This window comes from Kitasatospora sp. NPDC001547, assembly GCF_042894165.1.
GTDB lineage: Bacteria > Actinomycetota > Actinomycetes > Streptomycetales > Streptomycetaceae > Kitasatospora.
Map to the genome: position 1 here is coordinate 37,764 of NZ_JBIAVL010000033.1, position 24,070 is coordinate 61,833.

25 protein-coding genes are annotated in these 24,070 nt (G+C 75.4%); 11 read left to right on the forward strand and 14 right to left on the reverse strand.

Going from position 1 to position 24,070, the window contains the following annotated elements; all coding sequences use genetic code 11:
- The first annotated feature begins 49 nt into the window (after positions 1 to 49).
- Complete coding sequence (locus ACFY0X_RS34270) at positions 50 to 1,036, forward strand: ABC transporter substrate-binding protein (protein WP_387760423.1); 987 nt, start codon at positions 50 to 52, stop codon at positions 1,034 to 1,036.
- Here the strand turns inward: ACFY0X_RS34270 and ACFY0X_RS34275 are convergent.
- Positions 997 to 1,893: a DUF6597 domain-containing transcriptional factor gene (locus ACFY0X_RS34275; RefSeq protein WP_387760424.1), complete on the reverse strand. Its 897-nt coding sequence runs from the start codon at positions 1,891 to 1,893 to the stop codon at positions 997 to 999. The two genes, ACFY0X_RS34270 and ACFY0X_RS34275, sit on opposite strands and share 40 nt — an antisense overlap.
- A 67-nt stretch (positions 1,894 to 1,960) precedes the next feature.
- Between ACFY0X_RS34275 and ACFY0X_RS34280 the strand changes: the two genes are divergently transcribed.
- Positions 1,961 to 2,548: a TIGR03086 family metal-binding protein gene (locus ACFY0X_RS34280; RefSeq protein WP_387760425.1), complete on the forward strand. Its 588-nt coding sequence runs from the start codon at positions 1,961 to 1,963 to the stop codon at positions 2,546 to 2,548.
- A 66-nt stretch (positions 2,549 to 2,614) separates the two neighbouring features.
- Here the strand turns inward: ACFY0X_RS34280 and ACFY0X_RS34285 are convergent, their stop codons facing one another.
- Together ACFY0X_RS34285 and ACFY0X_RS34290 are read right to left on the reverse strand one after the other, a co-directional pair.
- Positions 2,615 to 3,499, reverse strand: a complete 885-nt coding sequence (locus ACFY0X_RS34285) for a LysR family transcriptional regulator (RefSeq protein ID WP_387760426.1) — start codon at positions 3,497 to 3,499, stop codon at positions 2,615 to 2,617.
- Between the two features lie 165 nt (positions 3,500 to 3,664).
- Positions 3,665 to 4,636, reverse strand: coding sequence for a PRC and DUF2382 domain-containing protein (locus ACFY0X_RS34290; protein WP_387760427.1), 972 nt, complete (start codon positions 4,634 to 4,636; stop codon positions 3,665 to 3,667).
- A gap of 199 nt (positions 4,637 to 4,835) precedes the next feature.
- Between ACFY0X_RS34290 and ACFY0X_RS34295 the strand changes: the two genes are divergently transcribed.
- The 3 genes from ACFY0X_RS34295 (at position 4,836) to ACFY0X_RS34305 (ending at position 7,108) form a co-directional block, all read left to right on the forward strand.
- Complete coding sequence (locus ACFY0X_RS34295; RefSeq protein ID WP_387760428.1) at positions 4,836 to 5,198, forward strand: nuclear transport factor 2 family protein; 363 nt, start codon at positions 4,836 to 4,838, stop codon at positions 5,196 to 5,198.
- A 171-nt stretch (positions 5,199 to 5,369) separates the two neighbouring features.
- Positions 5,370 to 5,909, forward strand: coding sequence for a hypothetical protein (locus tag ACFY0X_RS34300; RefSeq protein WP_387760429.1), 540 nt, complete (start codon positions 5,370 to 5,372; stop codon positions 5,907 to 5,909).
- A complete protein-coding gene (locus ACFY0X_RS34305; protein ID WP_387760430.1) occupies positions 5,906 to 7,108 on the forward strand; it encodes a sensor histidine kinase in 1,203 nt (400 codons plus the stop codon). The genes ACFY0X_RS34300 and ACFY0X_RS34305 overlap by 4 nt, the downstream gene beginning before the upstream one ends.
- A gap of 19 nt (positions 7,109 to 7,127) precedes the next feature.
- Here ACFY0X_RS34305 and ACFY0X_RS34310 read toward each other — a convergent pair whose 3' ends face one another.
- The 5 genes from ACFY0X_RS34310 to ACFY0X_RS34330 all read right to left on the reverse strand — a co-directional run bounded on the left by ACFY0X_RS34310 (position 7,128) and on the right by ACFY0X_RS34330 (position 11,325).
- Positions 7,128 to 7,919, reverse strand: coding sequence for a hypothetical protein (locus tag ACFY0X_RS34310; RefSeq protein ID WP_387760431.1), 792 nt, complete (start codon positions 7,917 to 7,919; stop codon positions 7,128 to 7,130).
- Positions 7,920 to 8,037: 118 nt separating this feature from the next.
- Entirely contained in the window at positions 8,038 to 8,484 is a 447-nt protein-coding gene (locus ACFY0X_RS34315; RefSeq protein WP_387760432.1) for a VOC family protein, read from the reverse strand.
- 111 nt (positions 8,485 to 8,595) lie between these two features.
- Positions 8,596 to 9,636, reverse strand: a complete 1,041-nt coding sequence (locus tag ACFY0X_RS34320) for a fatty acid desaturase family protein (RefSeq protein WP_387760455.1) — start codon at positions 9,634 to 9,636, stop codon at positions 8,596 to 8,598.
- A 195-nt stretch (positions 9,637 to 9,831) separates the two neighbouring features.
- Positions 9,832 to 10,455: a TetR/AcrR family transcriptional regulator gene (locus tag ACFY0X_RS34325; protein ID WP_387760433.1), complete on the reverse strand. Its 624-nt coding sequence runs from the start codon at positions 10,453 to 10,455 to the stop codon at positions 9,832 to 9,834.
- Between the two features lie 96 nt (positions 10,456 to 10,551).
- Entirely contained in the window at positions 10,552 to 11,325 is a 774-nt protein-coding gene (locus ACFY0X_RS34330; protein WP_387760434.1) for an SDR family NAD(P)-dependent oxidoreductase, read from the reverse strand.
- A 203-nt stretch (positions 11,326 to 11,528) separates the two neighbouring features.
- On the opposite strand from ACFY0X_RS34330, the gene ACFY0X_RS34335 reads away from it, so the two are divergent.
- The gene (locus tag ACFY0X_RS34335; protein WP_387760435.1) at positions 11,529 to 12,164 is read left to right on the forward strand and encodes an NAD(P)-dependent oxidoreductase; all 636 of its coding nucleotides are present in this window, start codon (positions 11,529 to 11,531) and stop codon (positions 12,162 to 12,164) included.
- Positions 12,165 to 12,256: 92 nt separating this feature from the next.
- Here ACFY0X_RS34335 and ACFY0X_RS34340 read toward each other — a convergent pair whose 3' ends face one another.
- Positions 12,257 to 13,171 carry a hypothetical protein gene (locus tag ACFY0X_RS34340; RefSeq protein ID WP_387760436.1) on the reverse strand — a complete coding sequence of 305 codons (915 nt, stop codon included), beginning with the start codon at positions 13,169 to 13,171 and terminating at the stop codon, positions 12,257 to 12,259.
- Between the two features lie 171 nt (positions 13,172 to 13,342).
- Between ACFY0X_RS34340 and ACFY0X_RS34345 the strand changes: the two genes are divergently transcribed.
- A complete protein-coding gene (locus ACFY0X_RS34345) occupies positions 13,343 to 15,844 on the forward strand; it encodes a helicase-associated domain-containing protein (RefSeq protein WP_387760437.1) in 2,502 nt (833 codons plus the stop codon).
- 43 nt (positions 15,845 to 15,887) lie between these two features.
- Here ACFY0X_RS34345 and ACFY0X_RS34350 read toward each other — a convergent pair whose 3' ends face one another.
- A complete protein-coding gene (locus ACFY0X_RS34350) occupies positions 15,888 to 16,142 on the reverse strand; it encodes a hypothetical protein (RefSeq protein ID WP_387760438.1) in 255 nt (84 codons plus the stop codon).
- A gap of 104 nt (positions 16,143 to 16,246) precedes the next feature.
- Between ACFY0X_RS34350 and ACFY0X_RS34355 the strand changes: the two genes are divergently transcribed.
- Positions 16,247 to 16,651 (forward strand): hypothetical protein, encoded by a 405-nt coding sequence (locus ACFY0X_RS34355; RefSeq protein WP_387760439.1) that lies wholly within the window; start codon positions 16,247 to 16,249, stop codon positions 16,649 to 16,651.
- Between the two features lie 120 nt (positions 16,652 to 16,771).
- On the forward strand, positions 16,772 to 18,409 hold the full coding sequence (locus ACFY0X_RS34360) for a DNA repair helicase XPB (protein ID WP_387760440.1): 1,638 nt from the start codon (positions 16,772 to 16,774) through the stop codon (positions 18,407 to 18,409).
- Positions 18,410 to 18,439: 30 nt separating this feature from the next.
- Here the strand turns inward: ACFY0X_RS34360 and ACFY0X_RS34365 are convergent, their stop codons facing one another.
- Complete coding sequence (locus tag ACFY0X_RS34365) at positions 18,440 to 18,601, reverse strand: hypothetical protein (RefSeq protein ID WP_316526849.1); 162 nt, start codon at positions 18,599 to 18,601, stop codon at positions 18,440 to 18,442.
- 312 nt (positions 18,602 to 18,913) lie between these two features.
- On the opposite strand from ACFY0X_RS34365, the gene ACFY0X_RS34370 reads away from it, so the two are divergent.
- Positions 18,914 to 20,965 carry a HelD family protein gene (locus ACFY0X_RS34370; RefSeq protein ID WP_387760441.1) on the forward strand — a complete coding sequence of 684 codons (2,052 nt, stop codon included), beginning with the start codon at positions 18,914 to 18,916 and terminating at the stop codon, positions 20,963 to 20,965.
- Between the two features lie 103 nt (positions 20,966 to 21,068).
- On the opposite strand, the gene ACFY0X_RS34375 is transcribed toward ACFY0X_RS34370, so the two are convergent.
- The 3 genes from ACFY0X_RS34375 to ACFY0X_RS34385 form a co-directional block, all read right to left on the reverse strand.
- Positions 21,069 to 21,755, reverse strand: coding sequence for a copper homeostasis protein CutC (locus tag ACFY0X_RS34375; RefSeq protein WP_387760442.1), 687 nt, complete (start codon positions 21,753 to 21,755; stop codon positions 21,069 to 21,071).
- Between the two features lie 105 nt (positions 21,756 to 21,860).
- Positions 21,861 to 22,817 (reverse strand): hypothetical protein, encoded by a 957-nt coding sequence (locus ACFY0X_RS34380; protein WP_387760443.1) that lies wholly within the window; start codon positions 22,815 to 22,817, stop codon positions 21,861 to 21,863.
- Entirely contained in the window at positions 22,814 to 23,197 is a 384-nt protein-coding gene (locus tag ACFY0X_RS34385; protein ID WP_387760444.1) for a PadR family transcriptional regulator, read from the reverse strand. The genes ACFY0X_RS34380 and ACFY0X_RS34385 overlap by 4 nt, the downstream gene beginning before the upstream one ends.
- A gap of 66 nt (positions 23,198 to 23,263) precedes the next feature.
- Between ACFY0X_RS34385 and ACFY0X_RS34390 the strand changes: the two genes are divergently transcribed.
- Entirely contained in the window at positions 23,264 to 24,016 is a 753-nt protein-coding gene (locus tag ACFY0X_RS34390; protein WP_387760445.1) for a hypothetical protein, read from the forward strand.
- Positions 24,017 to 24,070: the final 54 nt, after the last annotated feature.

The following is a 24,070-nucleotide window of genomic DNA, read 5'->3' on the forward strand; positions in this document are numbered from 1 at the left end:
GACATAATCGACGGCGCCCCGACCCGACCGCGCCGCCTGAGGACCGCCGATGCCCCGGATCTCCCGCCGCACCCTCCTCACCGGTCTCGGCGCGGGCGCGCTCGCGGCGGCCGCCGGCTGCACCACCCGGCCCCCGGCCCCGCCGACCGCGGACGGCCCCACCACCGGCGCCACGCCGTCCCCGGCCGCGGTCCCGCCCGTGACGGTGAACGCCGCCACCGGCCCGGTGGTGGTGCCGGGCGCGCCGATGCGGGTGGTCGTGCTGGACACCGACGTGCTCGACTCGGCGCTGACCCTCGGCATCACCCCGGTCGGCGCCGCGCTGGCGGGCCGCGACACCAGCTACCCCGCGTACTGGCCGGCCTCCCGGACCGCCGGGATCCGGCTGGTCGGCCCGGCCGGCGCGCCCGACCTGCCGACCGTACGGGCGCTGCGGCCGGACCTGATCCTCTCCAACCAGACCCGCGACGGCGACCGCTACGAGCAGCTGCGGGACATCGCCCCGACCGTGCTCACCCAGACCGCCGGGGCGCCGTGGAAGGCCAACGTCCAGCTGCACGCCCAGGCGCTGAGCCGGGAGGCGGCCGCGGCGGCCTTCGCCGGCGCGTACCAGAAGCACGCGGGGCAGGTGGCGCAGGCGCTGGCGGCGGCGAAGGCGTCGGGGCGCAGGGTGAGCCTGGTGCGGTTCGTGGAGGGCGGCGGCATCCGGCTGTTCGGCCGGCAGAGCTTCCCCGGGACGGTGCTCGCCGACGCCCAGGTGGGCCGGCCGGACGCGCAGAACGTCGACCAGTCGGACTTCGAGATCCCGCCGGACCAGCTCGCCAGGGCCGACGGCGACCTCCTGCTGTACGCCGTGTACGGCGGCCCGGAGGCGTCCGGCGCCAACGCCGTGCTGGCGAGCCCGGGCTGGCAGGCGCTGGGGGCGGTCAGGGGGCACCGGGCGTTCCCGGTGGACGACCAGCTCTGGTTCCAGGGGATCGGCTACACCGGGGCCAACTACCTGCTGGACGAGTTGCAGCGCTTCCTGGGGGCGTAGGCGGCCCGAGGGCCGTCTCGGCGCGTCCCCGCGTAGCGGGCCGGGGAGACGCCGACGGCGGCGGTGAAGTCCCGGGTGAGGTGCGCCTGGTCCGCGTAGCCCAGCTCGGCGGCGAGCGCTGCCAGGTCCAACCCGCCGTCCGCTCCGGCGCGTTCGGCGGCCTCGTGGAGGCGGGCGCGGCGCAGCACCCACTTCGGGGAGGCGCCGACGTACTCGGCGAACAGGCGCTGGAGGCGGCGGACGGTCAGGCCCAGCTCGGCGGCCAGCCCGTCCACCCGGCACAGGTCCGGCGCGCCGGTGATCCGGTCCACCATGGCGGCGACCTCGGCGGCGACCGGGTCCGGCGCGGGCAGCCGGGGGCGGAGGAAGGCGTCGGCGAGGGCGGCGGGGCTGCCGGGCGCCGCGAGGACCTCCGCGCAGACCCGGTCGGCCTCGGGCCCGAAGTACTCGGCGGCGGGCACGGAACGGTCGGCCAGCCCGCTCACCGGGTGCCCGGCGAAGGGGCGGAAGGCGCCGGGGCGGAACCGCGCGCCCAGCACGTGCCCGGCGCCCTCCAGGCGGCGCACGAAGAGCGAGCGGTCCACCCCGTAGACGCGCGCCCGCGGGGCCTCGAAGACCAGGTGGACGTTGGGGTGGGCGAGCACCTTCTGCTCGTACGGCGGCAGGCCCCGCAGGTCCCAGCGGACCAGCCAGTAGTACTCGACGAACCGCGCCACGGCGGGGTCGGGTGCGAGCCGGTCCACGGTGATCAGCTCCGCCGCCCGGGCGGGGTGGAGCACGCCGCGGCCGAGGTCGGAGGGGTCCTGGGGGTCCAGGGAACCCGGGAGCTCCTGCAGGTCCCGGGGGTCGATCGCCATGCCGCCAGGCTACGGCCCGTCGCGTTTCTTCAAGACCGGCCGGTGCCCCCCGCGCCAGAATCGACGCATGAACGCCCACCCGATGCACCCCTTCCTGGCCCGCGCCGCCTCCGCGGCGGCCGCTGTCGCCGCCGCCGTCCCGGCCGACCGGCCGCTGGACGGGCCGACGCCCTGCACGGAGTTCGACACCCGTGCGCTGATCAACCACTGGGTGCTCTACACCTCGCACGGCCTGGAGCACCGCGCCCGGCGCACCGAGCTGCCCGAGGAGCTGGGGTCGCGCGACTTCACCGCCGACGCCGACTGGCGCTCCGCCTACGCGGCCCAGCTGGAGCGCGCGGTCGCGGCCTGGGCGGACCCGGCCGCCTGGGAGGGGAACGTCGACCTCGGCGGCTCCCCGGTGCCGGCGGTCGGGATCGCCCGGATGCTGGTCCTGGAGCTGCTGCTGCACGGCTGGGACGTCGCCCGGGCGACCGGCGGGCGGATCGAGGTCGACGAGGAACTCGCCCTGCTGGTCGGGGAGATCGTGGCGGAGAACGCCGAGCTGTACCGGCAGTACGCGGGGTTCGCGGCGTCGGTGGCGCTGCCGGAGGACGCCTCCGCCTGGGACCGCGCGGTGGCCGCCTCGGGGCGCGATCCGCGCTGGAAGTCCTGAGCCCCGCGGGGAGCGACCGGTTGGCGCTGGCGGACGAAGGAGCCCCTCCGCGCCTGCGGCCGACGATCACCCGAAGCGGAGCGCCGCCCGGAGCCTGGCCCGCAACAACCGTACGGCCGGGGACGGTTGGTCGTGGCGGGCGACCAGGCCGAGCCGGGCGCAGGTGGCGGCGTCGGCCAGCGGCACGGTCCGCAGCCCGGCGCCCGCGGTGCCCGCGGCGGAGGACGCGCTGAGCACGGCCACGCCCGCGCCGCGCTCGGCGAGCCGGAGCAGCGCGATCGGTGAGCTGGCCTCGATGTCCACCCGCGGGTCCAGGCCGAGCCGGCGGCAGGAGTCCTGGTAGGCGGCGCGGATGCCGGTGCCCGGGGAGAGGCAGAGGATCTTCTCGCCCCGCAGGTCGGCGAGTCGCAGCCGCGCCCGGTCGAGCGGGTGCCCGACGGGCACGACCGCGGCGATCGGCTCGTCGACGGCGACGGTGGCCTCCAGGCCGGGGGACACCTCGCCCGCGTAGCCGATCAGGGCCAGGTCGAGGGAACCGGCCAGGACCTGCGCCTGGAGGTCCTCGGAGTGCCCCTCGTGCAGGCTGAGTTCGATGCCGGGGTGGCTGCGGCCGAGGTCGGCGACGGCGTCCAGGAAGGGCGGGATCGAGCAGCCCATGATCATGCCCAGCCGGACCCGGCCGCGGACGGCGTCGGCGAACTCGGCGGCGGTGTGCTGGATGGCTTCGAGGGTCGCCAGCGCGTTCTTCGCCAGCGGGAGGACCGCCTCACCGGCCGGAGTGAGACGCACCTGCCGTCCGGCCCGGTCCAGCAGCTGCTGGCCCAGTTCGCGTTCCAGCTTGGCCACTTGGGTGCTGATGCCGGACTGGCTCACGTGCAGCCGGGCCGCGGCGGCGGTGAAGGTGCCCTCGTCGACCACGGCGGCGAAGTAGCGCAGCTGGTGCATCTCCATGACCGGTGACGATATGCGACCGGGTGCTCCGTCCGCTCGGCCGATCGGCCCGTCGGGGGAAACACCCGACGGGCCCGGGGAAGGATCCGACGATCGGCCGGTCCGACGAACCGCCCGGCCGACGAGCGGGCCGTGGCCGCCCGGGCGGTCACGGCCCGCCGGGTGTCACCGGCGGCGGTCCTTGTCGCGGAGCTCCTGGGCCCGGAACTCCTTGTCCCGCAGGTGCCCCGACTTCCCGTCGGGCAGGTCGGCCTCGATGCGCTCCTTGCGCACCTGGCCGGTGACGGTCTGCTCCTCGACGCGTTCCTCGGTCACCAGCCGCACGCGCTCGACCGGGACGGCCTCGGTGCGCACCACCGGCCGCTCCGCGTGCAGGGTGACCTCGTACTCGGCCTCCGAGATGGGCTCACCGGACATCGCGGCGCCCCGGTTGGCGTCGGTGATGGGTTCGTGCTCGAGGTGGACCTCCTCGTGCCGCACCGGCACGGTCTGCCGTTCCTCCTCGGTGACGACGTACTTGCGCAGCTTCGCGTGGCCGGCTTCGTACCGCTCGACGCCGACGCTCATCCGCTCCTCGGAGCGGGTCATCGCGCCGTCCTTGCCCAGGTGGCCGGTCCGCCCGGTGGCGGCGGCGCCCGGAGCGGCGGCGGCGCGCGTGGTGCCGGTCGGGGTGATGCCGGTCGTACCGGTCGTACCGGGGCGGCCGGTCGTGGCGGCGGTGCCGGCCGCGGCACCGGCGCCCGCGGCGGCGGCGGTACCACCGCCCGCGTGGGCCCAGCCGCCCTCGCCGGGCTGGTTGGCGGACTTCCAGGCGTCGTCCCAGGCGATGCCGTAGTGCTGGTAGAGCCTGCGCTCCTCCCGCTCGGAGAGGTGTCCGGTGCTGTCCACGTCCACCAGCGGCGCGTCCTTGACCTTCTCCTTGGGGTACGGCACCTCCAGGTGGTCGTCGACGACCCGGGCGTCGCGGATCGGCACGAACGACTCGCTCGCACCGAACCAACCGGTCTTGACGCTCACCCACTCCGGTTTTCCGGTGGCGTCGTCAAGGAACATGTGGTCCGCTTTGCCGATCTTGTTGCCCTGGGCGTCATGGACGGGGTGGTGCAGCATGGAACGGGCCTGCTGTTCAGTGATCACGATTCACGCCTCCTTCACATTCCAGCGCTGAGCGCCTTACCGGGCCCGGCGGTCCGAAACCACCTCAGCTGACATTCGCTCAGCGTGACGACCGCGCCCGACCGCTCACGCACCGTGCGCCATTTTCATCACTTGAGCAGATAGGAGCCATCAGATCCATCTGTTGGACGGATGGCTCGGCCGGTCGGAGGATGAAGGCATGACGACGACGAAGAGCGCGCGCGAGATCGCCGAGACCTACTTCACCGCCTGGGAGTCGGGCGAGTTCGACACCGTCCGTGACCTGCTGGCCGACGACGTCGACTTCGTCGGGGCCCTGGGGACGGCCTCCGGGGTGGAGGAGGCGCTGGCCGGGCTGAAGGGGCTCGGCCGGGTGCTGGAGAGGATCGACGTGAAGGTCCGGGTGGCCGAGGGCGACGAGGTGATCACCTGGTTCGAGCTGTGCACGAGCATCGCCCCGCCGGCGCCGACCGCGAACTGGATGCACGTCGAGGACGGCCGGATCACCCGGATCCGGGTGACCTTCGACCCGCGCGGGCTGCTCGCCGGCTTCGGCGGCTGACCGGGCGGCTGACCGGGCGCCCGACCCCTCGCAGCCGCCCGTACGAGGGACCGCGACCAGACCGGCCGGCCACTCACCCGAGCGGTCATTCCCGCAGGCGACGCGGGACGGGGCACGCTACGACTGGGGTGAAGGACCCCATTCATCCCACTCCCCCCAGGGAGCCCCACCATGAACGAACGGACGACCCCGTCCCCGACCGTCGGCGCCACCGTGCACCAGGTCCAACCGGGCGGGGAGACCGGTCCGGTCCTCGCTCACGGCTTCCTGCTCGACCCCCGGTCGGTCCTGGTGCCCGACCCGCCTCGGACGGTCGGCGACCCGTGGCAGAGCCTCGCCGTCCGGATCACCGTCGACCCCGCCCCCGGGGACGGCGCCGAGGCCCTGCGGGTGGCCGGCATCGGCCTGGCCGCCTTCGCCACCGACGGCACCACCAGCGCGGCGGCCTTCCTGGCCCTGCTCACGCCGTCGCGGCACGGTCCCTCCGTCGGGGAGATCACCCGGGACCGGTTCGTCGAGACCCTCCGGCAGCACCACGGCGACCTCTGGGCCACGCACCTCGCCCTCGGCTACCCGATCCGTCCGCCGGAGCACGCCGCACCGGTGGAACCGTGGTGGTCCGACAGCCAGGCCGGCGGGTTCGCGGAGTTCGCCGACATCTGGTGCTGCCTGGGCTCCAACCACACGTGCTGCCGGGAGCTCCGGTTGTGACGGACCCCGCCCGCCGGCCGCGGTCACGGACCGTCACGGCGCAGGACGCCGCACTGGCGCTGGCGGTCACCGTCCCCGACGCCTTCTTCTACGCGACCCCGCTCGCGCCGGAGGTGAACGGGCGCGACCAGCTGCTGCTGACCGCCTTCGCCCTCCCGGAGGTCGTCGCGCTGACCTTCCGCAGGCGGTGGCCGACGGCGGTGTTCGCCGTGGTCTGGGCCGCGGCCGTCGGCGCGGCCCTGCTCTCGCTGAACTCCGACTTCGGCTTCACCCCCTTCTTCGGGCTGCTGATCGCGCTGTACTCGGTGGCCCGGCTGGGCGAACGGCCGGTCGCCCTCACCGCGCTGGTGCTGACCGGCCTCCCGGTCGCCCTGGGCATCTGGGATCCGATCGCCACCGGGGCGGTGCGCCCCGACCGCCAGACGGCCCTCGTCATCAGCGGCATCGCCTTCTACCTGCCGATCACCGCCGTCGCCTGGGGCGCCGGCCGCTGGATCCGGTCCGCCGCCGTCGCCGCCGAACGCGACCAGCGCGAACTCGCGCTGGCCCGCCGGGCCGTCCGCAACGAACGCGTCCAGATCGCCCGCGAGTTGCACGACATCGTGGCCAACGCGGTGGCCGTCATCGTCATGCGGGCCGACACCGCCCGCAGCACGGCGCCCACCGACCCCGGCCGGCTGGCCGCCACCCTCGGCGACATCGAGGAGCTGGGCCGCAACGCGATGGCCGAGCTGCGCCGGATGCTCCGGCTGCTGCGCACCGCCGACGTGCCCGTGGCGGCCGGCGCCGGGCGGCGCGGACTCGCCGACCTGGGCCTGCTGCTGGACGACGCCCGGCGCGCCGGAATCCTGATCGACCTGGAGGTGCACGGCCACCCGGCCCGCCTCGACGACAGCGTCGACCTGACGGCCTACCGGCTGGTCCAGGAGGCCGTCACCAACATCATCAAGCACTCCGGCCCCGGCAGCCACGCCGCGGTGCGGATCCGCTGGTCCGAGGTGCTGGCCCTGGAAGTGGTCGACGACGGCGCCGGCCGCCGCCCCGAGGCCCCCCGGGAGCTGTCCACCGGCCACGGCCTGCTCGGACTCGCCGAGCGCATCGCGCTGTTCGGCGGCGAGCTGACCGCCTCGCCGTACCTCTCGGGCTTCCGGGTCACCGCCACCCTACCGCTCTCGCCGCCCCCCGCCCCGGCGGGCTGACCGGCCGGTCCGCGGCCGCTCACCGCTCCTGCGCGTACCGGGTGGTGAAGCCCAGGACCGCCACGTACCGGCCCTCGGCCGGCTTCGTGACCTCGCCCGGCCGCACGGGCTGCCAGGTCAGGTACTCGGACCGCTGCCCCTCGTCGTTCCGGTAGCGCCGGCCGCCGTACTTCTCGTACCAGTAGTCCTCGCCGGAGGTCAGGAGTTCGGGGCCCGGCGCCCGGGCCACGCTCACGTACAGCTCGGTCCGCACCGCCCCGTCCGTCGACAGCTCGAACTCCACGGACGGGGAGACCGGCCGGGCCGCCGCCTCCGCCACCTCCTCGGGGGTGGGGTCGGCGGGCGGCTGGTGGTCGTACTCGTCGGCCTCGACCAGGCCCTTCCACCGCTGCGAGCTCAGCCAGCCCTGGCCGTCCAGGTACCGGTCCAGATCGGCCAGCCGGGAGCGGACGTCGCTCCCGTCGAAGGCCAGGTAGACGTTCACGGTCCGCTCGCAGGCCGTCGGCAGCCACTTGCCCCGGGCGAACAGGTCCCCGCGGTAGTCGGTCCGGCACACGTCGACCGTCGACCGGGCCAACCCCTGTGCCCACGGCAGCAGCTCCGGCAGCAGGTCGATCCGGCCGGCCATCCGCTCCTCGGCCGCCCGGCGGGCCTCCCCGGTCGCCGCGTCCCGCGCCAGCCCCGGGACGTCCGGCGGGGTCGGGATGGCCGTGTCGCGGTACTGCCGCCACCCCGCCCAGCCGACGGACACCACCGCCGCCGCCAGCACCGCGATCAGCACCCATCGCAGCCAGAACCGAACCACATCCACCCCCGGCCTCCGCACACCCCGCTCGGGCATCGTACGGGCGCGGACGCGGAACGGGGCGGGCGGTGCCGTCCGACACGGGAGGCCGGTGCGTCCGGCCCCCCGTGCGGGAGGGTGCCGTTCAGGCCTTCGCTTCGGCCTTCGCGTCGGCCACGTCGGCCCGCCCGTCGGTCTGCCAGGCGGCGCGCTGGCGCAGCGCGATCCGGTTGCCGTCCGGGTCGACCGCCTCGATCCGGATGCCGAAGCCGTAGTCCTCCGGCTCCGGCTGCTCGAAGGTCACCCCGCGCCCGCGCAGCACCTCGAAGTCCGCCCGCAGGTCGTCGGACTCGATGAACACCGGCCCCGGCACGCCCGCTCCGGGCTGCCGACCGGCCGGCAGGCCGGCCGACTCCGGGTGCGGCCACAGGACGATCTCCGGCCCGCCGCCCGGGACGGCCACGGTGAGGAACCGCCCGTCCGGGCCCGGGTGGTCGATGCGCTTCTCCAGGCCGAGCCCGTCGACGTAGAACTCCAGGGCGCGGTCCTGGTCGGTCACGTAGACCGTCACGTACATGATGTTCGTCAGCATCCCGCTGTTCCTCCGTACCGTCGGTGTGGTCCCACTGCCCCACCGACGGATCCCGGCGGCCGGATGTGACGGCCGCCCGCCGGCCGGCCGCCGCGCACCCGGCGCCGGAGCTCACCCGCCGGAGCGGATCGGCTCGCCCGTCCGGTGCAGGTGGGCGAAGATCTCCCGGTAGGAGCGGAACAGGCCCGTCTCGTAGTACGGGACGCCCTTCTCGGCGCAGAACTCCCGGGTGATCCGGGCGGCCCGCCCGAGCGCCGGGGTGGGCATGCTGGGGAACAGGTGGTGCTCCACCTGGTAGTTGAGCCCGCCCATCACCGAGTCGACGAGCAGCCCGCCGCGGACGTTGCGCGAGGTGAGCACCTGGCGGCGCAGGAAGTCGAGCCTCATCTCCGGCGTCACCATCAGCATGCCCTTGTGGTTCGGGGCGAAGACGCAGCCCAGGTAGACGCCGAGCAGCGCCTGGTGCACCGCGAGGAAGGCGACCGCCTTGCCGACCGGGAGGGCGGCGAACACCAGCCCGAAGTAGGCCGCGAAGTGGACCACCAGCAGCGCGCCCTCCAGCACCGGGCGCTTCATGGCGGGGCCGCGCAGCGCGCGGAAGCTGTTGAAGCTGAGGTTGAGGCCCTCCAGCAGGAGCAGCGGCACGAACAGGTACGCCTGCCGGCGGCCGATGAACCGGGCGAGGCCGCCCGCCTGCCGGGCCTGCCGCTTGGACCACACCAGGAGGTCGGGGGCGACGTCCGGGTCCCGTTCCTCGTGGTTCGGGTTGGCGTGGTGGCGGGTGTGCTTGTTCATCCACCAGCCGTAGCTCATGCCCATCATCAGGTTGGCGGCGATCCGGCCGCCGACCTCGCTCGGCAGCCGCCGGTCGAAGACCTGACGGTGCGCCAGGTCGTGGGAGAGCAGGCCGATCTGGGCGAACACCACGGACATCGCCGCCGCCAGGCCGAGCTGCCACCAGGTGTCGCCCAGCGCGAACAGGGCGTACCAGCCGCCGAGGAAGGCGGCGAGCACCAGGCCCGCGCGGACGGCGTAGTAGCCGGGGCGCCGGGCGAGCAGTCCCTCGGCGGCTATTCGGCGGGTCAACTGGGCGAAGTCGCTGCCGCCGCTCCCCGACCGGGGGGCGGGGGCTTCGGGCGCTTCGGTCGTCATCACGGGCTGCGCGGGCATGCCCCGAGTCTGGCCGCGACCGGCCCGCCCGCAGAACGGGGAAAGCACCCGTCCCGTACGGGTGTTAACCCCCTTGCCGCCGGAGGTGCCGACCCGAGGCGAGTGCGCCTGCCCGAGGCGAGGGGCGCCGACCCGGGGCGCGGCGCACCGGCCCGCCGCGGCACCGCGCCGAGTGCCTCAGGAGGGCTCCGCCGGACCGCCGAGCGCGGCGCGGACCAGGCGGGTGACGGCCGGGGTGGCGGCGGCCAGGGCGCCGTCGCCGTCCGGTGCCCCGGCCGTCGCCTCCGCCTCCGCCGCCAGCGCGTCGTAGGTCTCGAAGGCGGTGAGGACGAACAGCAGGCCCGCCGCGTCCGGCGGGGCGGCGGGCAGCCGGCTGGTCAGCACGGCGGCGCCCTCGCGGCGGCGGGCGTCGCGGTCGGCGATGACCCGGCCCACCTCCTCGTCGAGCGCGGCGAGGGCCCGCAGCCGGCGGGTGCAGACCCGGTCGACCGCCCAGAAGCCGCCCATCACCTCGACGAAGCGGTCCACCGCCGCCCAGGGGTCGGCCAGGGTGAAGGCCTCGGCGAGCCGGGCCATGCCGCCCTGTTCGGCGAGGGCGTCGCAGACCGCCTCCAGCAGGCCCGCCTTGGAGCCGAACTGGTAGTAGACGGTCGCCCGGGCGACGTCCGCGCGACGGGCGACGGCGTCCAGCGAGGCCCCGCCGGTCTCGGCCAGGTGCGCGCGGGCGGCCGCGACGATCCGGGCGCGCGTCTCGTCGACCTCCGCCTGCCGCTGTCCCATCCGGTAGGACCGGGGGCTCATCCCGCTCGCCTCCACTCGTTCCGTGTGAACTGGCAGTATCGCCGATCCGTCCACCCGGGCCGGGCCGCCCCGGCGCTCGGCGGGGCGGCCCGCCGCTCAGAGCATGATCCGCCCCCCGCTGACGTCCAGGGTCTGCCCGGTGATCCAGGACGACGCGTCGGAGGCCAGGAAGAGCGCGGCCGAGGCGATGTCCTCCGGCTCGCCGAGGCGGCCCAGCGGGTGTGCGGCGGCGACCGTGGCCCGCACCTCGGGCGGCATCTGCGCGGCGGTCCGTTCGGTGCGGACGGCGCCCGGCGCGACGGCGTTGACCCGGACGCCCGCACCGGCGACCTCCAGCGCGAGGTGCCGGGTGAACATCAGCACGCCCGCCTTGGCCGTGGCGTACGCGGCGGAGGCGCCGCTGGGCAGTCGGCCCGCCGTGGAGGCCATGGTGACGATCGAGCCGCTGCCGCGGGCCAGCAGGCCGGGCAGGAAGGCCTGGACGGTGAGGAAGGTGGCGGTGAGGTTGCCGTCCAGGACGGCCCGCCAGTGCTCCTCGGTCTCGCGGACGGTGGGCACCGGGTAGCCGTCGCCGCCGACGAAGGCGGCCAGGACGTCGACCGGGCCGAGGTCCCGCTCGATCCGGGCGGCGGCGGAGCCGAGCGCCGTCGCGTCCGTGCAGTCGGCGACCAGCCCGAGCGCCCGGGCGCCCTCCGCCCGCATCCGCTCGGCCACCTCCGTCAGCGCCGCCTCGTCGCGGCCGAGGACGGCGACGGCCGCGCCCTGCCGGGCGAAGGCGAGGGCGGTCTCCGCGCCGATGCCCCGGCTGCCGCCGGCGATCACCACCACCCGGCCGTCCAGGTCGGGGTAACGAGTCTGCCGAACTCCCATGTCCCATCGCTCCTTCGGGGTTGCACTCGCGGTGCACTGTGGTTCACTTGATTTCATTCATACAGTCCGTCTGAATGAATGCCAAGCACCGCCCCGGTGCCCGGTCGCACGCCACGAGTCACAAGTCCCGAGCGCGGGTTACGAGCACCAGTCACGAGTCACGGGTCCCGAGTCCGGGTCCCGGGAATCCCGAGGAGGAACCGATGAGGATCGCAGTCGTGGGCGCCACCGGACGCACCGGCCGCCTGGTGGTCGACCTCGCCCTGGCGGCCGGACACACCGTCACCGCCGTCGCCCGCGACCCCGCCCGACTACCGCACTACGCGCACGGCACCCCGCGCACCGCGCGGGCCGACGTCAGCCGACCCGGCTCCCTGCACGGCCCGCTGGACGGCCAGGACGCCGTCGTCGCCGCCCTCGGCACCACCGGCCGCCGGGCCACCACCGTCTTCTCCGACGGCGCCCGGGAATTGACCGCGGCGGTCCGCGCCGGCGGCGTCCGGCACCTGGTGACGATGAGTTCGGCGGGCCTGGACACCAGCCGGCTCCCGTTCGCCCAGCGGGTGGTGACCGGGCTGGTGGTCGACCGGCTCTACCGGGAGGTCCACCACGACCTCGCCCGGATGGAGGCGGTGCTCGCCGGGTCCGACACCGCGTGGACGGTCGTCCGGGTGCCGATGCTCAAGGACGGACCGCCGTCCGCGGGCCCCCAGGTCTCGTACGACCGGCCGCTGCCCCGCGCCGGCACCGCCACCCGCGCCACCGTCGCCCACTGGATCGTCGGCCACCTCGGCGACCCGGCGACCTTCCGCCACCTGGTCCACCTCGCGGACGACTGACCCGGCCCGCCAGACTGACCCGGCCCGCCCGATAGGCCCGATAGGCCCCACGGACCCGGCCACCCCGGCGGCGGCACCCGCACCGCCCCGGCTCAGCCCTGCTGCGGCGGGCGGCGGCGCATGGCGAGCAGCAGCAGGACCACCGCCGACAGCACGGCGGACACCCGCAGCACGTCCGGGGCCGCCGACCAGCTGATCTGGCCCAGCGGCGAGCCCGACTGGAGGCCGCCGCCCTGGCCACCCGCCTGCTTGGCCTGCCGCATGGAGAAGAGCGTGGTCGCGCTCATCGTGGCCAGCGGGATGCCGAGGACCACGAACTTGCGCATCAGGTCGGAGATCTGGCGGGACAGGTAGCCGAGGCCCCAGCCGGCCAGCATGGCCGGGAAGAAGCCGGAGACCGCCCCGCCGACCAGCAGGCCGCAGGAGAGCAGGATCAGCGGGGAGGGCTTGCGGGCGGGCGCGCCCTGCTCCGCCTCCTTCCCCTTGGCCTTGGCCCTGCCCTTCCTGCCCCCGGCCTTCCCGGCGGCGGCCCCGGGCTGCGCGGGAGGAGCGGCGGGGGCCTGCTTGCGCCGGCCCCGGCGCGGCTTCTTCTTCAGGTCCGCGGGCCCGGCGGGCGCCGCGGCCTCCTCGGCGCTCGGCTGATCGGCGGTGCGCTGCTCGGGGATCGGCTTCGGCGCGGGCCGCGGCCCGTCCGAGAAGTCGAAGAGCGTCATGGTCCACGGGCCGGTGCTCGACACCGTCGGCGGCGGGATCGCGTCCGCCCGCTCCCGGGCCTCGGCCAGGTCCGGGAGGTCCAGCGGTACGGACGGGATGCCCGCCGCGCTCGGCGCCGGCGGGTCGTACACGCTGTCGGGGTCGGGGTCGGGGTCGGGGACAGGGACGGGAGCGGGAGCGGACGGCACCTCGGCGGCCCCCTCGGACGCGCGCTCCCCGGAGCCACCGTCCGGGCCGCCGTCCGAACGCTCGCTCCAGGGCCCGCTCTTGCGCCACCACTCGCCGTCCGTCATCACCGACCACCCCGCCTCACCCGTACCGGCCGCCCACCGAACCGCCCTCGGCGTGACGCTACCCACCCCGCCCCCGCCCGCGCGAGTCCGTCCGCGGGTACGGCGCTGCGCCGCAGGGGCGGCCGCACGAGGGACACCCCGTCGTCCCCACGCCCGACTAACCTAGGTCGAATGACCACACAGCAGGGCCCTCAACGCCGGGGCAGGTCCGCCACCGGCCCGCGCACCCTCGCCGAGGAGCTGCGCGCCCGTCCCGACGACGCGCTCGCCGCCCTGTTCCGCTCCCGCCCCGACCTGCTGAACCCCGTCCCCGGCGACCTCACCCAGCTGTCCGCCCGGCTCTCCTCGCGCGCCTCCGCACTGCGCGCCCTGGAGCGGCTCGACCGCTTCACCCTCCAGGTCGCCGAGGCGCTGGCCACCGCCCCGGACGGCACCTCGCTGAGCACCGTCCGCACCCTGCTGACCGGCCCGGCGAAGGTCAAGCCGCACCCCGGCGCGACCCCGCTCACCCCGGCCGACCGGTCCGCCGTCGCCGGCGCCCTGCCGCGCGCGATCGCCACCCTGCGCGACCGGGCGCTGCTCTGGGGCCCCGACAACGGCCTGCGGCTGGTCCTCGCCGTCCGCGAGGCGCTCGCCCCGACCGCCGGCAACCCGGGCCGCACCGGCCTCGGCCCCACCCTCGCCGACGCCACCGTCGGCATGTCCCCGGCCCGGCTGCAGCAGCTGCTCGCCTCGGCCGGGCAGCCCGCCACCCCGGACCCGGTCAGCGCCGTCGCCGCGCTCACCGCGCTGCTCACCGACCGCGCCCGCTGCGCCGCGCTGCTCGACACCGCGCCCGAGGCCGCGCTGCGGCTGCTGGACCGGCTGGTCTGGGGGCCGCCCACCGGCACCGTCCCGGACGCCGCCCGCCCGGTCACCGCCGAGGACGCGCAGAGCCCGGTCGAGTGGCTGCTGGCCCGCGGCCTGCTGCTGCCCAGCAGCCCCGGCAGCGTCGTCCTGCCCCGCGAACTCGCCCTGCACCTGCGCGGCGGCCGCACCCACCGCACCGTCGAACCGGTCCAGCCCGAACCCGCGCCCGCCGCCGCCCCGCGCGACCCCGGGGTGGTGGACAGCGCCGCGGCCGGGCAGGCGCACACCGCGGTCAAGACCGTCGAGGAGCTGCTGGACGGCCTGGGCCTCACCCCGCCGCTGACCCTGCGCGCCGGCGGCCTCGGCGTCCGCGACCTCAAGCGCACCGCCCAGGCCCTGGAGAGCACCGAGCAGCAGACCGCCTTCTGGCTCGAACTCGCCTACACCGCCGGGCTGCTGGCCCCCGACGGCGAGGTGGACGAACGCTGGGCCCCCACCCCGGCGTACGACGCCTGGCTGCACCTGGACACCGCCGAACGCTGGTCGGTCCTGGCCTCCGCCTGGCTCGCCGCCACCCGCGTCCCCGCCCTCACCGGCACCCCGGACGGCCGGGGCAAGCCGCGCGCCGCCCTCGGCCCCGAACTCGACCGCACCCTCGCGCCGTCCGTCCGCCGCGCCGCCCTCGCCCTGCTCGCCGAACTCCCGCCCGGCACCCCGGCCACCGCCGAGGAACTGCTCCCCACCCTGCGCTGGCAGCGCCCGCTGCGCGGCGGCCCCACCGGCCCGGACGGCCGCGAGCTGCGCGACGACCTCACCGCCTGGACCCTCGACGAGGCCGAACTGCTCGGCGTCACCGGCCGCGGCGCCCTGGCCGCCCCGGCCCGCGCCCTGCTCACCGCCGAGTCCGACCCGGCCGAGGTGCTCGCCCCGCTGCTCCCGCAGCCGCTGGACCACGTGATCCTCCAGCCGGACCTCACCGCGATCGCCCCCGGCCCGCTGCTCACCCCGCTCGCCCAGGCCCTCGCGCTGTGCGCCGACATCGAGTCCAAGGGCGGCGCCACCGTCTACCGCTTCACCCCGGCCTCGGTGCGCCGCGCCCTCGACGCCGGCCGCACCGCCGCCGACCTGCGGGCCTTCCTGGAGCAGCACAGCCGTACGCCCGTCCCGCAGCCGCTCGGCTACCTGATCGACGACGTCGCCCGCCGGCACGGCGTCCTGCGGGTCGGCGCCGCCTCCTCCTACCTGCGCTGCGACGACCCGGCCCTGCTCGGCGAGGTGCTCGCCGACCGGCGCTCCGCCGACCTGCGGCTGCGGCTGCTCGCCCCCACCGTCGTCGCCGCCCAGGCCGCTCCGGACGTCCTGCTCGCCACCCTGCGCACGATGGGCTACGCCCCGGCCGCCGAGTCCGCCGAGGGCGACGTGCTGATCACCCGCCCGGACACCCACCGCACCCCGCCCCGGACGGCACCCGTGCCCGTCCCCGACGGGCCGCCCAGCCCCGACGACACCCTGCTCGCCGCCGCCATCAAGGCCATCCGGGCCGGCGACCGCGCGGCCACCGCCGCCCGCCGCGAGCCCGCCGCCGACCCGCGCCGGCTCCCCCGCACCGCCGCCGCCGAGACCCTGGCCGCCCTCCAGACGGCCGTGCTGCTCGGCGAGCGCATGTGGATCGGCTACCTCAACGCCGAGGGCATCGCCAGCCAGCGGATCATCGACCCGGTCAAGGTCGAAGGCGGCTTCGTCACCGCCTTCGACCACCACGCCGACGAGCTGCGCACCTTCGCCCTGCACCGCATCACCGGCGTCGCGGAACTCGACGAGTGACCCCGGGCGCGCCCTGACCCCCGCCGGGGGCGGGGCCCCGGCCTCAGTGCCCCTGCTGCGCCTCCTTCATCTTGTCCTGGACGGCCTTGTCCGCCAGGCTGCCGATCTGCCCCTGCCCGATCGGCATCGCACCCCCGGTGACGGTGTCCGCCAGCAGGAACCCGGGCGCCGCGAGCAGGCCGCCGGGCCCCTCGCCGATGCCCGCCAGGGCGTGGGCCGAACCGGCCGAGGAGGCGGTGGCCGCGAAGGCCGAGCCCATCAGGGCGAGGGCGGTGAGAACACGCTTCGACTTCTTCATGACCGGCTCAACGAGCGAGTGCGCACCGTGGTCACTCGAAGTCATTGACGGGCCCGCCCCATCGGCGTAGTCCGGAAGCAGGGGTTCCGAACGGGAGGCAACCCATGCTCGGCGAACTCATCGGCGAATTCCACGGCCAGAACACCGGCCGACGGGTCGTCGCCGTCGGCGACGGCCACGTGACGATCGAGATATCCATCCGGATCACCGGCAGCTACTTCGGCACCGCCGTCAACGGGTTCGGCACCTACGACGCCGAACCGCGCCCCGACGGCACCGTCTACGGCGAGGGCCAGGGCGTCGACATGACCGCCGACGGCCAGAGCGTCACCTGGCACGGCAGCGGCCTCGGCCACCCCACCGAGAACGGCGGCACCAGCTTCCGCGGCGCGCTCTTCTTCTCCACCGCGGCCCCGCAGCTCGAACGCCTCAACGGCGTCGTCGGCCTCTTCGAGTTCGACACCGACGCCGACGAGAGGATCACCGGCAAGCTCTACGAGTGGAAGTAGCCCGTCCACCGAGCCCGTTCCACGCCCGTCCACGGGAGCCCGTCCACGTTCACCGCGGAATGCGCGACACTGGAGGGTCTGCGTCAATCCAGCCTGTCAGCCAGTGGAGGGCTCCCCCGCGTGAACGACGGACCGCTCATCGTCCAGAGCGACAAAACTCTTCTCCTGGAGATCGACCACCCCAAGGCCGCCGACTGCCGTCGCGCCATCGCACCGTTCGCCGAGTTGGAGCGGGCGCCCGAGCACGTGCACACGTACCGGGTGACGCCGCTCGGGCTGTGGAACGCGCGGGCGGCCGGGCACGACGCCGAGCAGGTGGTGGACGCCCTGGTGACGTACTCGCGCTACCCGGTGCCGCACGCGCTGCTGGTGGACGTGGCGGACACCATGGGCCGGTACGGGCGGCTCCAGCTGGTCAAGCACCCGACCCACGGGCTGGTGCTGACCACCACCGACCGGCCGGTGCTGGAGGAGGTGCTGCGCTCCAAGAAGATCGTCCCGCTGGTCGGCAACCGGGTCGACCCGGACACCGTGGTGGTGCACCCCTCCGAGCGCGGCCAGATCAAGCAGGTGCTGCTCAAACTCGGCTGGCCCGCCGAGGACTTCGCCGGGTACGTGGACGGCGAGGCGCACCCGATCGACCTGGACGAGGACGGCTGGCAGCTGCGCCCGTACCAGACGCAGGCCGTCGAGGGCTTCTGGCACGGCGGCTCGGGCGTCGTCGTGCTGCCCTGCGGCGCCGGCAAGACGCTGGTCGGCGCGGCCGCGATGGCGCACGCCAAGTCGACCACGCTGATCCTGGTCACCAACACCGTCTCGGCCCGCCAGTGGAAGCACGAGCTGGTCAAGCGCACCTCGCTCACCGAGGACGAGATCGGCGAGTACAGCGGCACCCGGAAGGAGATCCGCCCGGTCACCATCGCCACCTACCAGGTGATGACGACCAAGCGGAAGGGCGTCTACGCCCACCTGGAGCTGTTCGACGCCCGCAACTGGGGCCTGGTGGTCTACGACGAGGTGCACCTGCTGCCCGCGCCGGTGTTCAAGTTCACCGCGGACCTCCAGGCCCGCCGCCGGCTCGGTCTGACCGCCACGCTGGTGCGCGAGGACGGCCGCGAGGGCGACGTGTTCAGCCTGATCGGCCCCAAGCGCTTCGACGCGCCGTGGAAGGAGATCGAGGCACAGGGCTACATCGCGCCCGCCGACTGCTGCGAGGTGCGGGTCACCCTGACCGACTCCGAGCGGCTCGCCTACGCGACCGCCGAGCCGGAGGAGCGCTACCGCTTCTGCGCCACCACGGCGACCAAGCGGCGGGTGGTGGAGGCGCTGGTCAGGAAGCACGAGAAGGACCAGACACTGATCATCGGCCAGTACATCGACCAGCTGGACGAACTCGGCGAGGCCCTGGACGCCCCGGTGATCAAGGGCGAGACCAGCAACGCCCAGCGCGAGAAGCTCTTCGACGCCTTCCGGAACAAGGAGATCGGCGTCCTGGTGGTCTCCAAGGTCGCGAACTTCTCGATCGACCTGCCCGAGGCCACCGTGGCCATCCAGGTCTCCGGGACCTTCGGCTCCCGCCAGGAGGAGGCCCAGCGCCTCGGCCGGGTGCTGCGCCCCAAGGCGGACGGCCACGCGGCGCACTTCTACTCGGTGGTCGCCCGGGACACCGTGGACCAGGACTTCGCCGCCCACCGGCAGCGCTTCCTGGCCGAGCAGGGCTACGCGTACCGGATCATCGACGCCGACGACGTGCTGTAGGCCCGCGGTCCGGCACCGGACGCCGTCGCGTCAGTACCGGACACCGTCGCGCCCGAGGAAGATCACGCGCGCGGCGGTGTCCAGGGCGATGCCGACGTTGCGGACGGCGGTGCTCAGCGGGTTGCGGTGACGCCCGGAGACGGCGGTGGCGCCGGACGGGCCGGATCGGGGGGTGCGGTTCGTGGTGCTCATGTCTTCAACGGTAGGCACCCGGGCGGCCGCGGGCATCACTCCAAAGGCCGTATCCGCAGGTGCGCGGATCGTCCTCCCGGTGTACGGCGGCCCCGGGCCGGAGTAGGGGGCGACCCCGAGACCCGCACGGCTGGAACCCCGGGACGGACGGGACTAAGATCGTCCGTCTGCCCCCTCCCGAACCGTGGTACCTGCTGAAGTCCCGCAGGCAGCCGGGGGAGGTGTCGACCGCACGGCAACCGGTCGGCCGTACCCACCGTGAGCTCCTACGATCCGCTGCACCCGCCACCGGGGCAGCCGGGAAGGTTCGCTGTGCCCGCCACCCCCACCACCGACCCCCTCCAGCGCGAACGCGCGCACCTGGCCGCGTCCCGGGCCGCTCTGCGAGCCATGCGCGAGGACGTCGAGTCGCTCGACATCCGCGACGTGACCGGCACCTGGGTCACCGCCCTCGTGCTCCAGAACCAGATCGAGGCCAGGATCGCCGCACTGGCCGACCTCTCGCACACCCCGCTGTTCTTCGGCCGCCTCGACTACCTGCACGCGATCAGCGAGGAGTTGAGCGAGGGCAGCGGCGGCGAGAGCTTCTACATCGGGCGCCGGCACGTCCACGACGCCGACGGCGACCCGATGGTGATCGACTGGCGCGCGCCGGTCTCCCAGCCGTTCTACCGGGCCAGCCGCACCGCGCCGATGGACGTCGAGCGCCGCCGCCGCTTCGGCTACACCGGCGGGGAGCTCACCGCCTACGAGGACGAGCACCTCAGCGACCCGGCCGAGACGGAGCGGGGCTCCGCCCTGCTGGCCGCCGAGATCGAGAAGCCCCGCGTCGGCCCGATGCGCGACATCGTCGCCACCATCCAGCCCGAGCAGGACGAGATCGTCCGGTCCGACATCACGGGCACCATCTGCGTCCAGGGCGCGCCCGGCACCGGGAAGACCGCCGTCGGCCTGCACCGCGTCGCCTACCTGCTGTACGCCCACCGCGAGCGGCTGGCCCGTACCGGCACCCTGGTGATCGGGCCGAACAACGCCTTCCTCTCCTACATCGAGCAGGTGCTCCCGGCCCTCGGCGAGCTGGACGTCGCCCAGGCCACCGTGCAGCAGCTGGTCGGGCACGTCGAGGTGAGGGGCGAGGACGACCCGGAGGCGGCTCGGCTGAAGGGCGACGCCCGGATGGCCGAGGTGCTGCGCCGGGCGGTGCGGTCGGGCATCACGCTGCCCACCGAGCCCTGCGTGGTGGTCCGCGGCTCCCGCCGCTGGCGCGTTCCGGTGTACGAACTCGTCGAGATCATCGAGGAGTTGAAGGGCCGCGAGGTGCGCTACGGCGCCGCCCGGGACGCCCTGCCGCAGCGCATCGCGCACGCCGTGCTGCTGAAGATGGAGCAGGGCGGCGAGGCCCCGGACGACCGGGTGCAGGACGCGGTGGCCCGCAACGGCGCGGTCAAGGCGGTGGTCAAGGAGTGCTGGCCGGCCGTCGACCCGGCGAAGCTGGTCCTGCGGCTGCTCTCCGACCCGGAGTTCCTGGCCGCGTGCGCCGAGGGCGTGCTGACGCCCGAGGAGCAGCGGGCGGTGCTGTGGCCCAAGCCCGGCCGCTCGGTGCGCACCGCCCGCTGGACGCCGGCCGACGCCGTCCTGGTGGACGAGGCGACCGACCTGGTGCAGCGCACCCCCTCGCTCGGGCACGTGGTGCTGGACGAGGCCCAGGACCTCTCCCCGATGCAGTACCGCGCGGTGGGCCGCCGCTGCACCACCGGCTCGGCGACCGTCCTCGGCGACCTCGCCCAGGGCACCACCCCCTGGGCGACGGCGAGTTGGCCGGAGGCGCTGCGCCACCTGGGCAAGCCGGAGGCGCACGTCGAGGAGCTGACCAAGGGCTTCCGGGTGCCGGAGGAGGTCATCGCGTACGCCTCCCGGCTGCTCCCGGCGATCGCCCCCGGCCTGGCCCCGGCCTCCTCGGTCCGCACCGCGCCCGGCTCGCTGACGGTCCGCCGGGTCGCGGACGGGGAGACCACCGAGGCGGTCCTGGCGGCCTGCCGGGAGGCGCTGGAGCACGAGGGCTCGACCGGCCTGATCGCCGCCGACGCCCGCATCCCGCGGCTCGCCGAGGCGCTGACCGCGGCCGGCCTGCCGCGCCTCTCCCCCGGCGCCGAGACCAGCGCGCAGGCCCGGCTCACCCTCGTCCCGGCCTCGCTGGCCAAGGGCCTGGAGTACGACTACGTGGTGCTGGACGAGCCGGCCGCGGTGATCGCCGGGGAGCCGGACGAGCGGACCGGCCTGCGGCGGCTGTACGTGGCGCTGACCCGTGCCGTCTCCGGGCTGACGGTGCTGCACGGCGAGCCGCTGCCGGAGCAGCTGCGGTAGCACGCGAGAGGGCCGGTCCGGGGGGCCGGCCCTCTCCGACGAGCGCTCGCAAGCTCCGCACGAGCGCCCGGGGCGAACCGGCACACGCACCCGGACCGGGCACTCAGCCGTCGATCAGCGCCCGCCACTCGGCGACCCTGGCCGCGTCCACCGGCGTCCGCCAGCCGTCCACCCGCACCGCTCCGCCGACGTGGAAGGCGTCGAAGCCCTCCGCCCGCAGCTCCTTCAGGTGCTCGGCCCGCAGGCCGCCGCCGATCAGGATCCGCTGCCGGTACCCGGGCTCGCCGGCCCGGGCCAGCTCGGCCGACAGCACCTCGCGTCCGGCGTCCACCCCGGCGGGGGAGCCGGAGGTGAGGAAGGTGTCCAGGCCGGGCAGTGCGGCGACGGCGGCCCGCAGGGCGGCCCGGTCGGCGCTGTGGTCGATCGCCCGGTGGAAGGTCCAGCGGCAGCCGGCGATCGCCTCGGCGACGGCCGTGGTGGCGGCCAGGTCGACGGCGCCGTCGGCGTCGAGGAAGCCGAGGACGAACTCCTCGGCGCCCTCGGCCCGCAGCGCGGCGGCCCGGGCGCACAGCTCGTCCACGTCACCCGGGGCGAAGCCGTCCCGGATCCGCAGCATGACCCGCAGCGGGAGGCCGACGGCGGCCCGGATCCGGCCGAAGTCCTCGACGGACGGGGTGAGGCCGTCGGCGGCCATGTCGGTGACCAGTTCGAGCCGGTCGGCGCCGCCCGACTCGGCGGCCTGGGCGTCCTGGGGCGTCAGCGCGATGACTTCGAAAATTGGTCTAGACATATTCGACAGACTGCCACATCCACCGGCCCCCGGCGACCCCCGGGGACGAGCAAGGGGGCCGATCCGGTCACGCCGGAACGACCCCCCGGATCTCGGGTCACACGGTCACACCGAGCCGGGGCCCGCCGCCACCGCCGCCCGCCGGCCGAACCGGTGCACCGCCACCGCCAGCAGCACCAGCACGGCCACCGTCGGCGCCGCCGCCGGCAGCAGGTGCGAGACCCCGCGGGACTCCCGCCAGATGTTGAACAGGCAGCCGGGCCCGGTCAGCACCAGCATCGCCACGCCCATGGCGGCCGGCACGACCCGCCCGCGCAGCCCGGCGAAGGTCAGCAGCAGCGGGGCGACCAGCATCACCACGAACCAGCCCAGGTCCCGCGGGAAGGTGGTGTCGTCCCAGCTCTGGGCCACCGCCAGCAGCCCGCCCACGGCCGCCGAGGCCAGCGCCAGGGCGCCCGTGCGCCAGGTCGGCCGGGGCAGCAGGTCGGTCGGCGCCGCGACCAGCAGCAGCGCGGCCACCACCAACGGCAGCGAGGCCATCCCGATGTAGCCGCTCCACCACAGGTCGAAGGACGAGTCCCAGGCGGCGGCCACCAGGTCGTACAGTCCGACCGCGCCCAGGATCAGCGCGCTGCCCCGCACCGCCGCCCACCGTCCGAGCAGCACCGCCACCAGGAGCAGCGCGGCGGCCACCGGCCGGGAGAACAGCTCGGCGTAGGCGCCGTAGGAGTCGTCCCAGGAGAGCCGGTTGGCGACCCGGTACGAGGTGGTCAGCCAGGCCAGCAGCATGGCGCCGGCCACCGCGCCGGCCAGCATCGGCGCGACCAGCGCCAGCAGCCGCCCGGCCGCCGAGGCGCCGGTCAGCCCGAGCCGCACCCGCAGCCCGTACACCGCCAGGCCGAGGACCTCCCGGGCCACCGCCAGCCGGCCGCCGGCCGCCGTGGTGTCGGCGAACACCTCGGCCAGCTCCTCGCCGCGCTCGCGGCGGTACCGCGCCGGGTAGAGCTGGAGTGCGGCCCGCAGCACCGCCGAGGGCGCCGCACCGATCGCGGGCGTGCTCATGAGAGGCCTCCCCCCGTCGCGGGCCGCCCCTGCGACCCGGTCCTTCCCGGCAGCATCGACCGGATCCTGGTCAGTCGGCGCTCGGCCTCGGTGGCGACCGCCCGCAGCCGCTCCGCCTCGGCGGCCAGCGCCGTCCGGCCGGCGTCGGTCAGCGCGTAGCTGCGCCGGGCGCGGCCGTCCACCACCTCCTCGGCGGCGACCTCGATCAGGCCCTGGCCCAGCAGCCGGTCGAGCGCCCCGTAGAGCGTGCCGGTGCGCATCTTGACCCGGCCGTCGGAGATCGCGGAGATCTCCTGGATGAGCGCGTAGCCGTGGCGCGGGGCGTCGGCCAGCGCGGTGAGCAGCAGCAGCGTGGGCTCCTGCATGGAGCGTTCTGTCATACGACTACATATATCGTCAACCTACCTATAGGTCCAGTGCCCGGCCCGACCGCCACAATGGTCGCCATGCCGACCGCCGAGCCCGACCGCGCCACCGCCACCGTCACCGCCACCGCCACCGCCACCGCCACCGCCACCGCTGAGCACGCCTCCGCCACCGCCGAGCACGCCCCGACCGCCGAGGGCCCGCTCACCGAGGAACTGCTCGCCGCCTGGACCGCCCTGCTGCACCGCTGCGGGGCCGCCGTCGACCCCGAGCCGTACGGCCGGGAGCTGCTGCGCCGCTGGTCGGAGCCGCAGCGCCGCTACCACACCGCCGCCCACCTGCGCGCGGTGCTGCGGCACGTCGACGAGCTGGCCGGGCACGCCGCCGACCCGGAGGCGGTCCGCCTCGCGGCCTGGTTCCACGACGCCGTCTACCGCCCCGACCGCACCGAGAACGAGGAGCGCAGCGCCGCCCTGGCCGTCCGCGCGCTGACCGCCGCCGGGCTGCCCGCCGAGCGGGTCGCCGAGGTCGAGCGCCTCGTGCTGCTCACCGTCGGCCACGACCCCGCCCCCGGCGACCGCAACGGCGAGGTGCTCTGCGACGCGGACCTGGCCGTCCTCGGCGGCACCCCCGAGGCCTACGCGGCGTACGCGGCCGCGGTCCGCGAGGAGTACGGCTTCGTCCCCGCGCCGGACTTCACGGCCGGCCGGGCCGCCGTCCTGCGCCGGCTGCTCGCCCTGCCCGCGCTCTACCGCACCCTCGCCGCCCGCGAGCGCCTCACGGCGCCCGCCCGCGCCAACCTGACGGCCGAGCTCCGGGAGCTGGCACCCTAGGGCGTGTCTGACAATTCCCGCCGGGTGCGCGACGCTCCCCCAGCCTTTGGCCGG

Coding starts and splice junctions, on each gene's coding strand:
- ACFY0X_RS34340 (WP_387760436.1), bottom strand. CDS start 13,171: ATGACGGACGGCGAGTGGTGGCGCAAGAGCGGGCCCTGGAGCGAGCGT.
- ACFY0X_RS34325 (WP_387760433.1), bottom strand. CDS start 10,455: ATGAGCCCCCGGTCCTACCGGATGGGACAGCGGCAGGCGGAGGTCGAC.
- ACFY0X_RS34295 (WP_387760428.1), top strand. CDS start 4,836: ATGACGACGACGAAGAGCGCGCGCGAGATCGCCGAGACCTACTTCACC.
- ACFY0X_RS34365 (WP_316526849.1), bottom strand. CDS start 18,601: ATGAGCACCACGAACCGCACCCCCCGATCCGGCCCGTCCGGCGCCACC.
- ACFY0X_RS34390 (WP_387760445.1), top strand. CDS start 23,264: ATGCCGACCGCCGAGCCCGACCGCGCCACCGCCACCGTCACCGCCACC.
- ACFY0X_RS34335 (WP_387760435.1), top strand. CDS start 11,529: ATGAGGATCGCAGTCGTGGGCGCCACCGGACGCACCGGCCGCCTGGTG.
- ACFY0X_RS34275 (WP_387760424.1), bottom strand. CDS start 1,893: ATGGCGATCGACCCCCGGGACCTGCAGGAGCTCCCGGGTTCCCTGGAC.
- ACFY0X_RS34345 (WP_387760437.1), top strand. CDS start 13,343: ATGACCACACAGCAGGGCCCTCAACGCCGGGGCAGGTCCGCCACCGGC.
- ACFY0X_RS34350 (WP_387760438.1), bottom strand. CDS start 16,142: ATGAAGAAGTCGAAGCGTGTTCTCACCGCCCTCGCCCTGATGGGCTCG.
- ACFY0X_RS34330 (WP_387760434.1), bottom strand. CDS start 11,325: ATGGGAGTTCGGCAGACTCGTTACCCCGACCTGGACGGCCGGGTGGTG.
- ACFY0X_RS34375 (WP_387760442.1), bottom strand. CDS start 21,755: ATGTCTAGACCAATTTTCGAAGTCATCGCGCTGACGCCCCAGGACGCC.
- ACFY0X_RS34385 (WP_387760444.1), bottom strand. CDS start 23,197: ATGACAGAACGCTCCATGCAGGAGCCCACGCTGCTGCTGCTCACCGCG.
- ACFY0X_RS34320 (WP_387760455.1), bottom strand. CDS start 9,636: ATGACGACCGAAGCGCCCGAAGCCCCCGCCCCCCGGTCGGGGAGCGGC.
- ACFY0X_RS34280 (WP_387760425.1), top strand. CDS start 1,961: ATGAACGCCCACCCGATGCACCCCTTCCTGGCCCGCGCCGCCTCCGCG.
- ACFY0X_RS34285 (WP_387760426.1), bottom strand. CDS start 3,499: ATGGAGATGCACCAGCTGCGCTACTTCGCCGCCGTGGTCGACGAGGGC.
- ACFY0X_RS34270 (WP_387760423.1), top strand. CDS start 50: ATGCCCCGGATCTCCCGCCGCACCCTCCTCACCGGTCTCGGCGCGGGC.
- ACFY0X_RS34300 (WP_387760429.1), top strand. CDS start 5,370: ATGAACGAACGGACGACCCCGTCCCCGACCGTCGGCGCCACCGTGCAC.
- ACFY0X_RS34355 (WP_387760439.1), top strand. CDS start 16,247: ATGCTCGGCGAACTCATCGGCGAATTCCACGGCCAGAACACCGGCCGA.
- ACFY0X_RS34380 (WP_387760443.1), bottom strand. CDS start 22,817: ATGAGCACGCCCGCGATCGGTGCGGCGCCCTCGGCGGTGCTGCGGGCC.
- ACFY0X_RS34315 (WP_387760432.1), bottom strand. CDS start 8,484: ATGCTGACGAACATCATGTACGTGACGGTCTACGTGACCGACCAGGAC.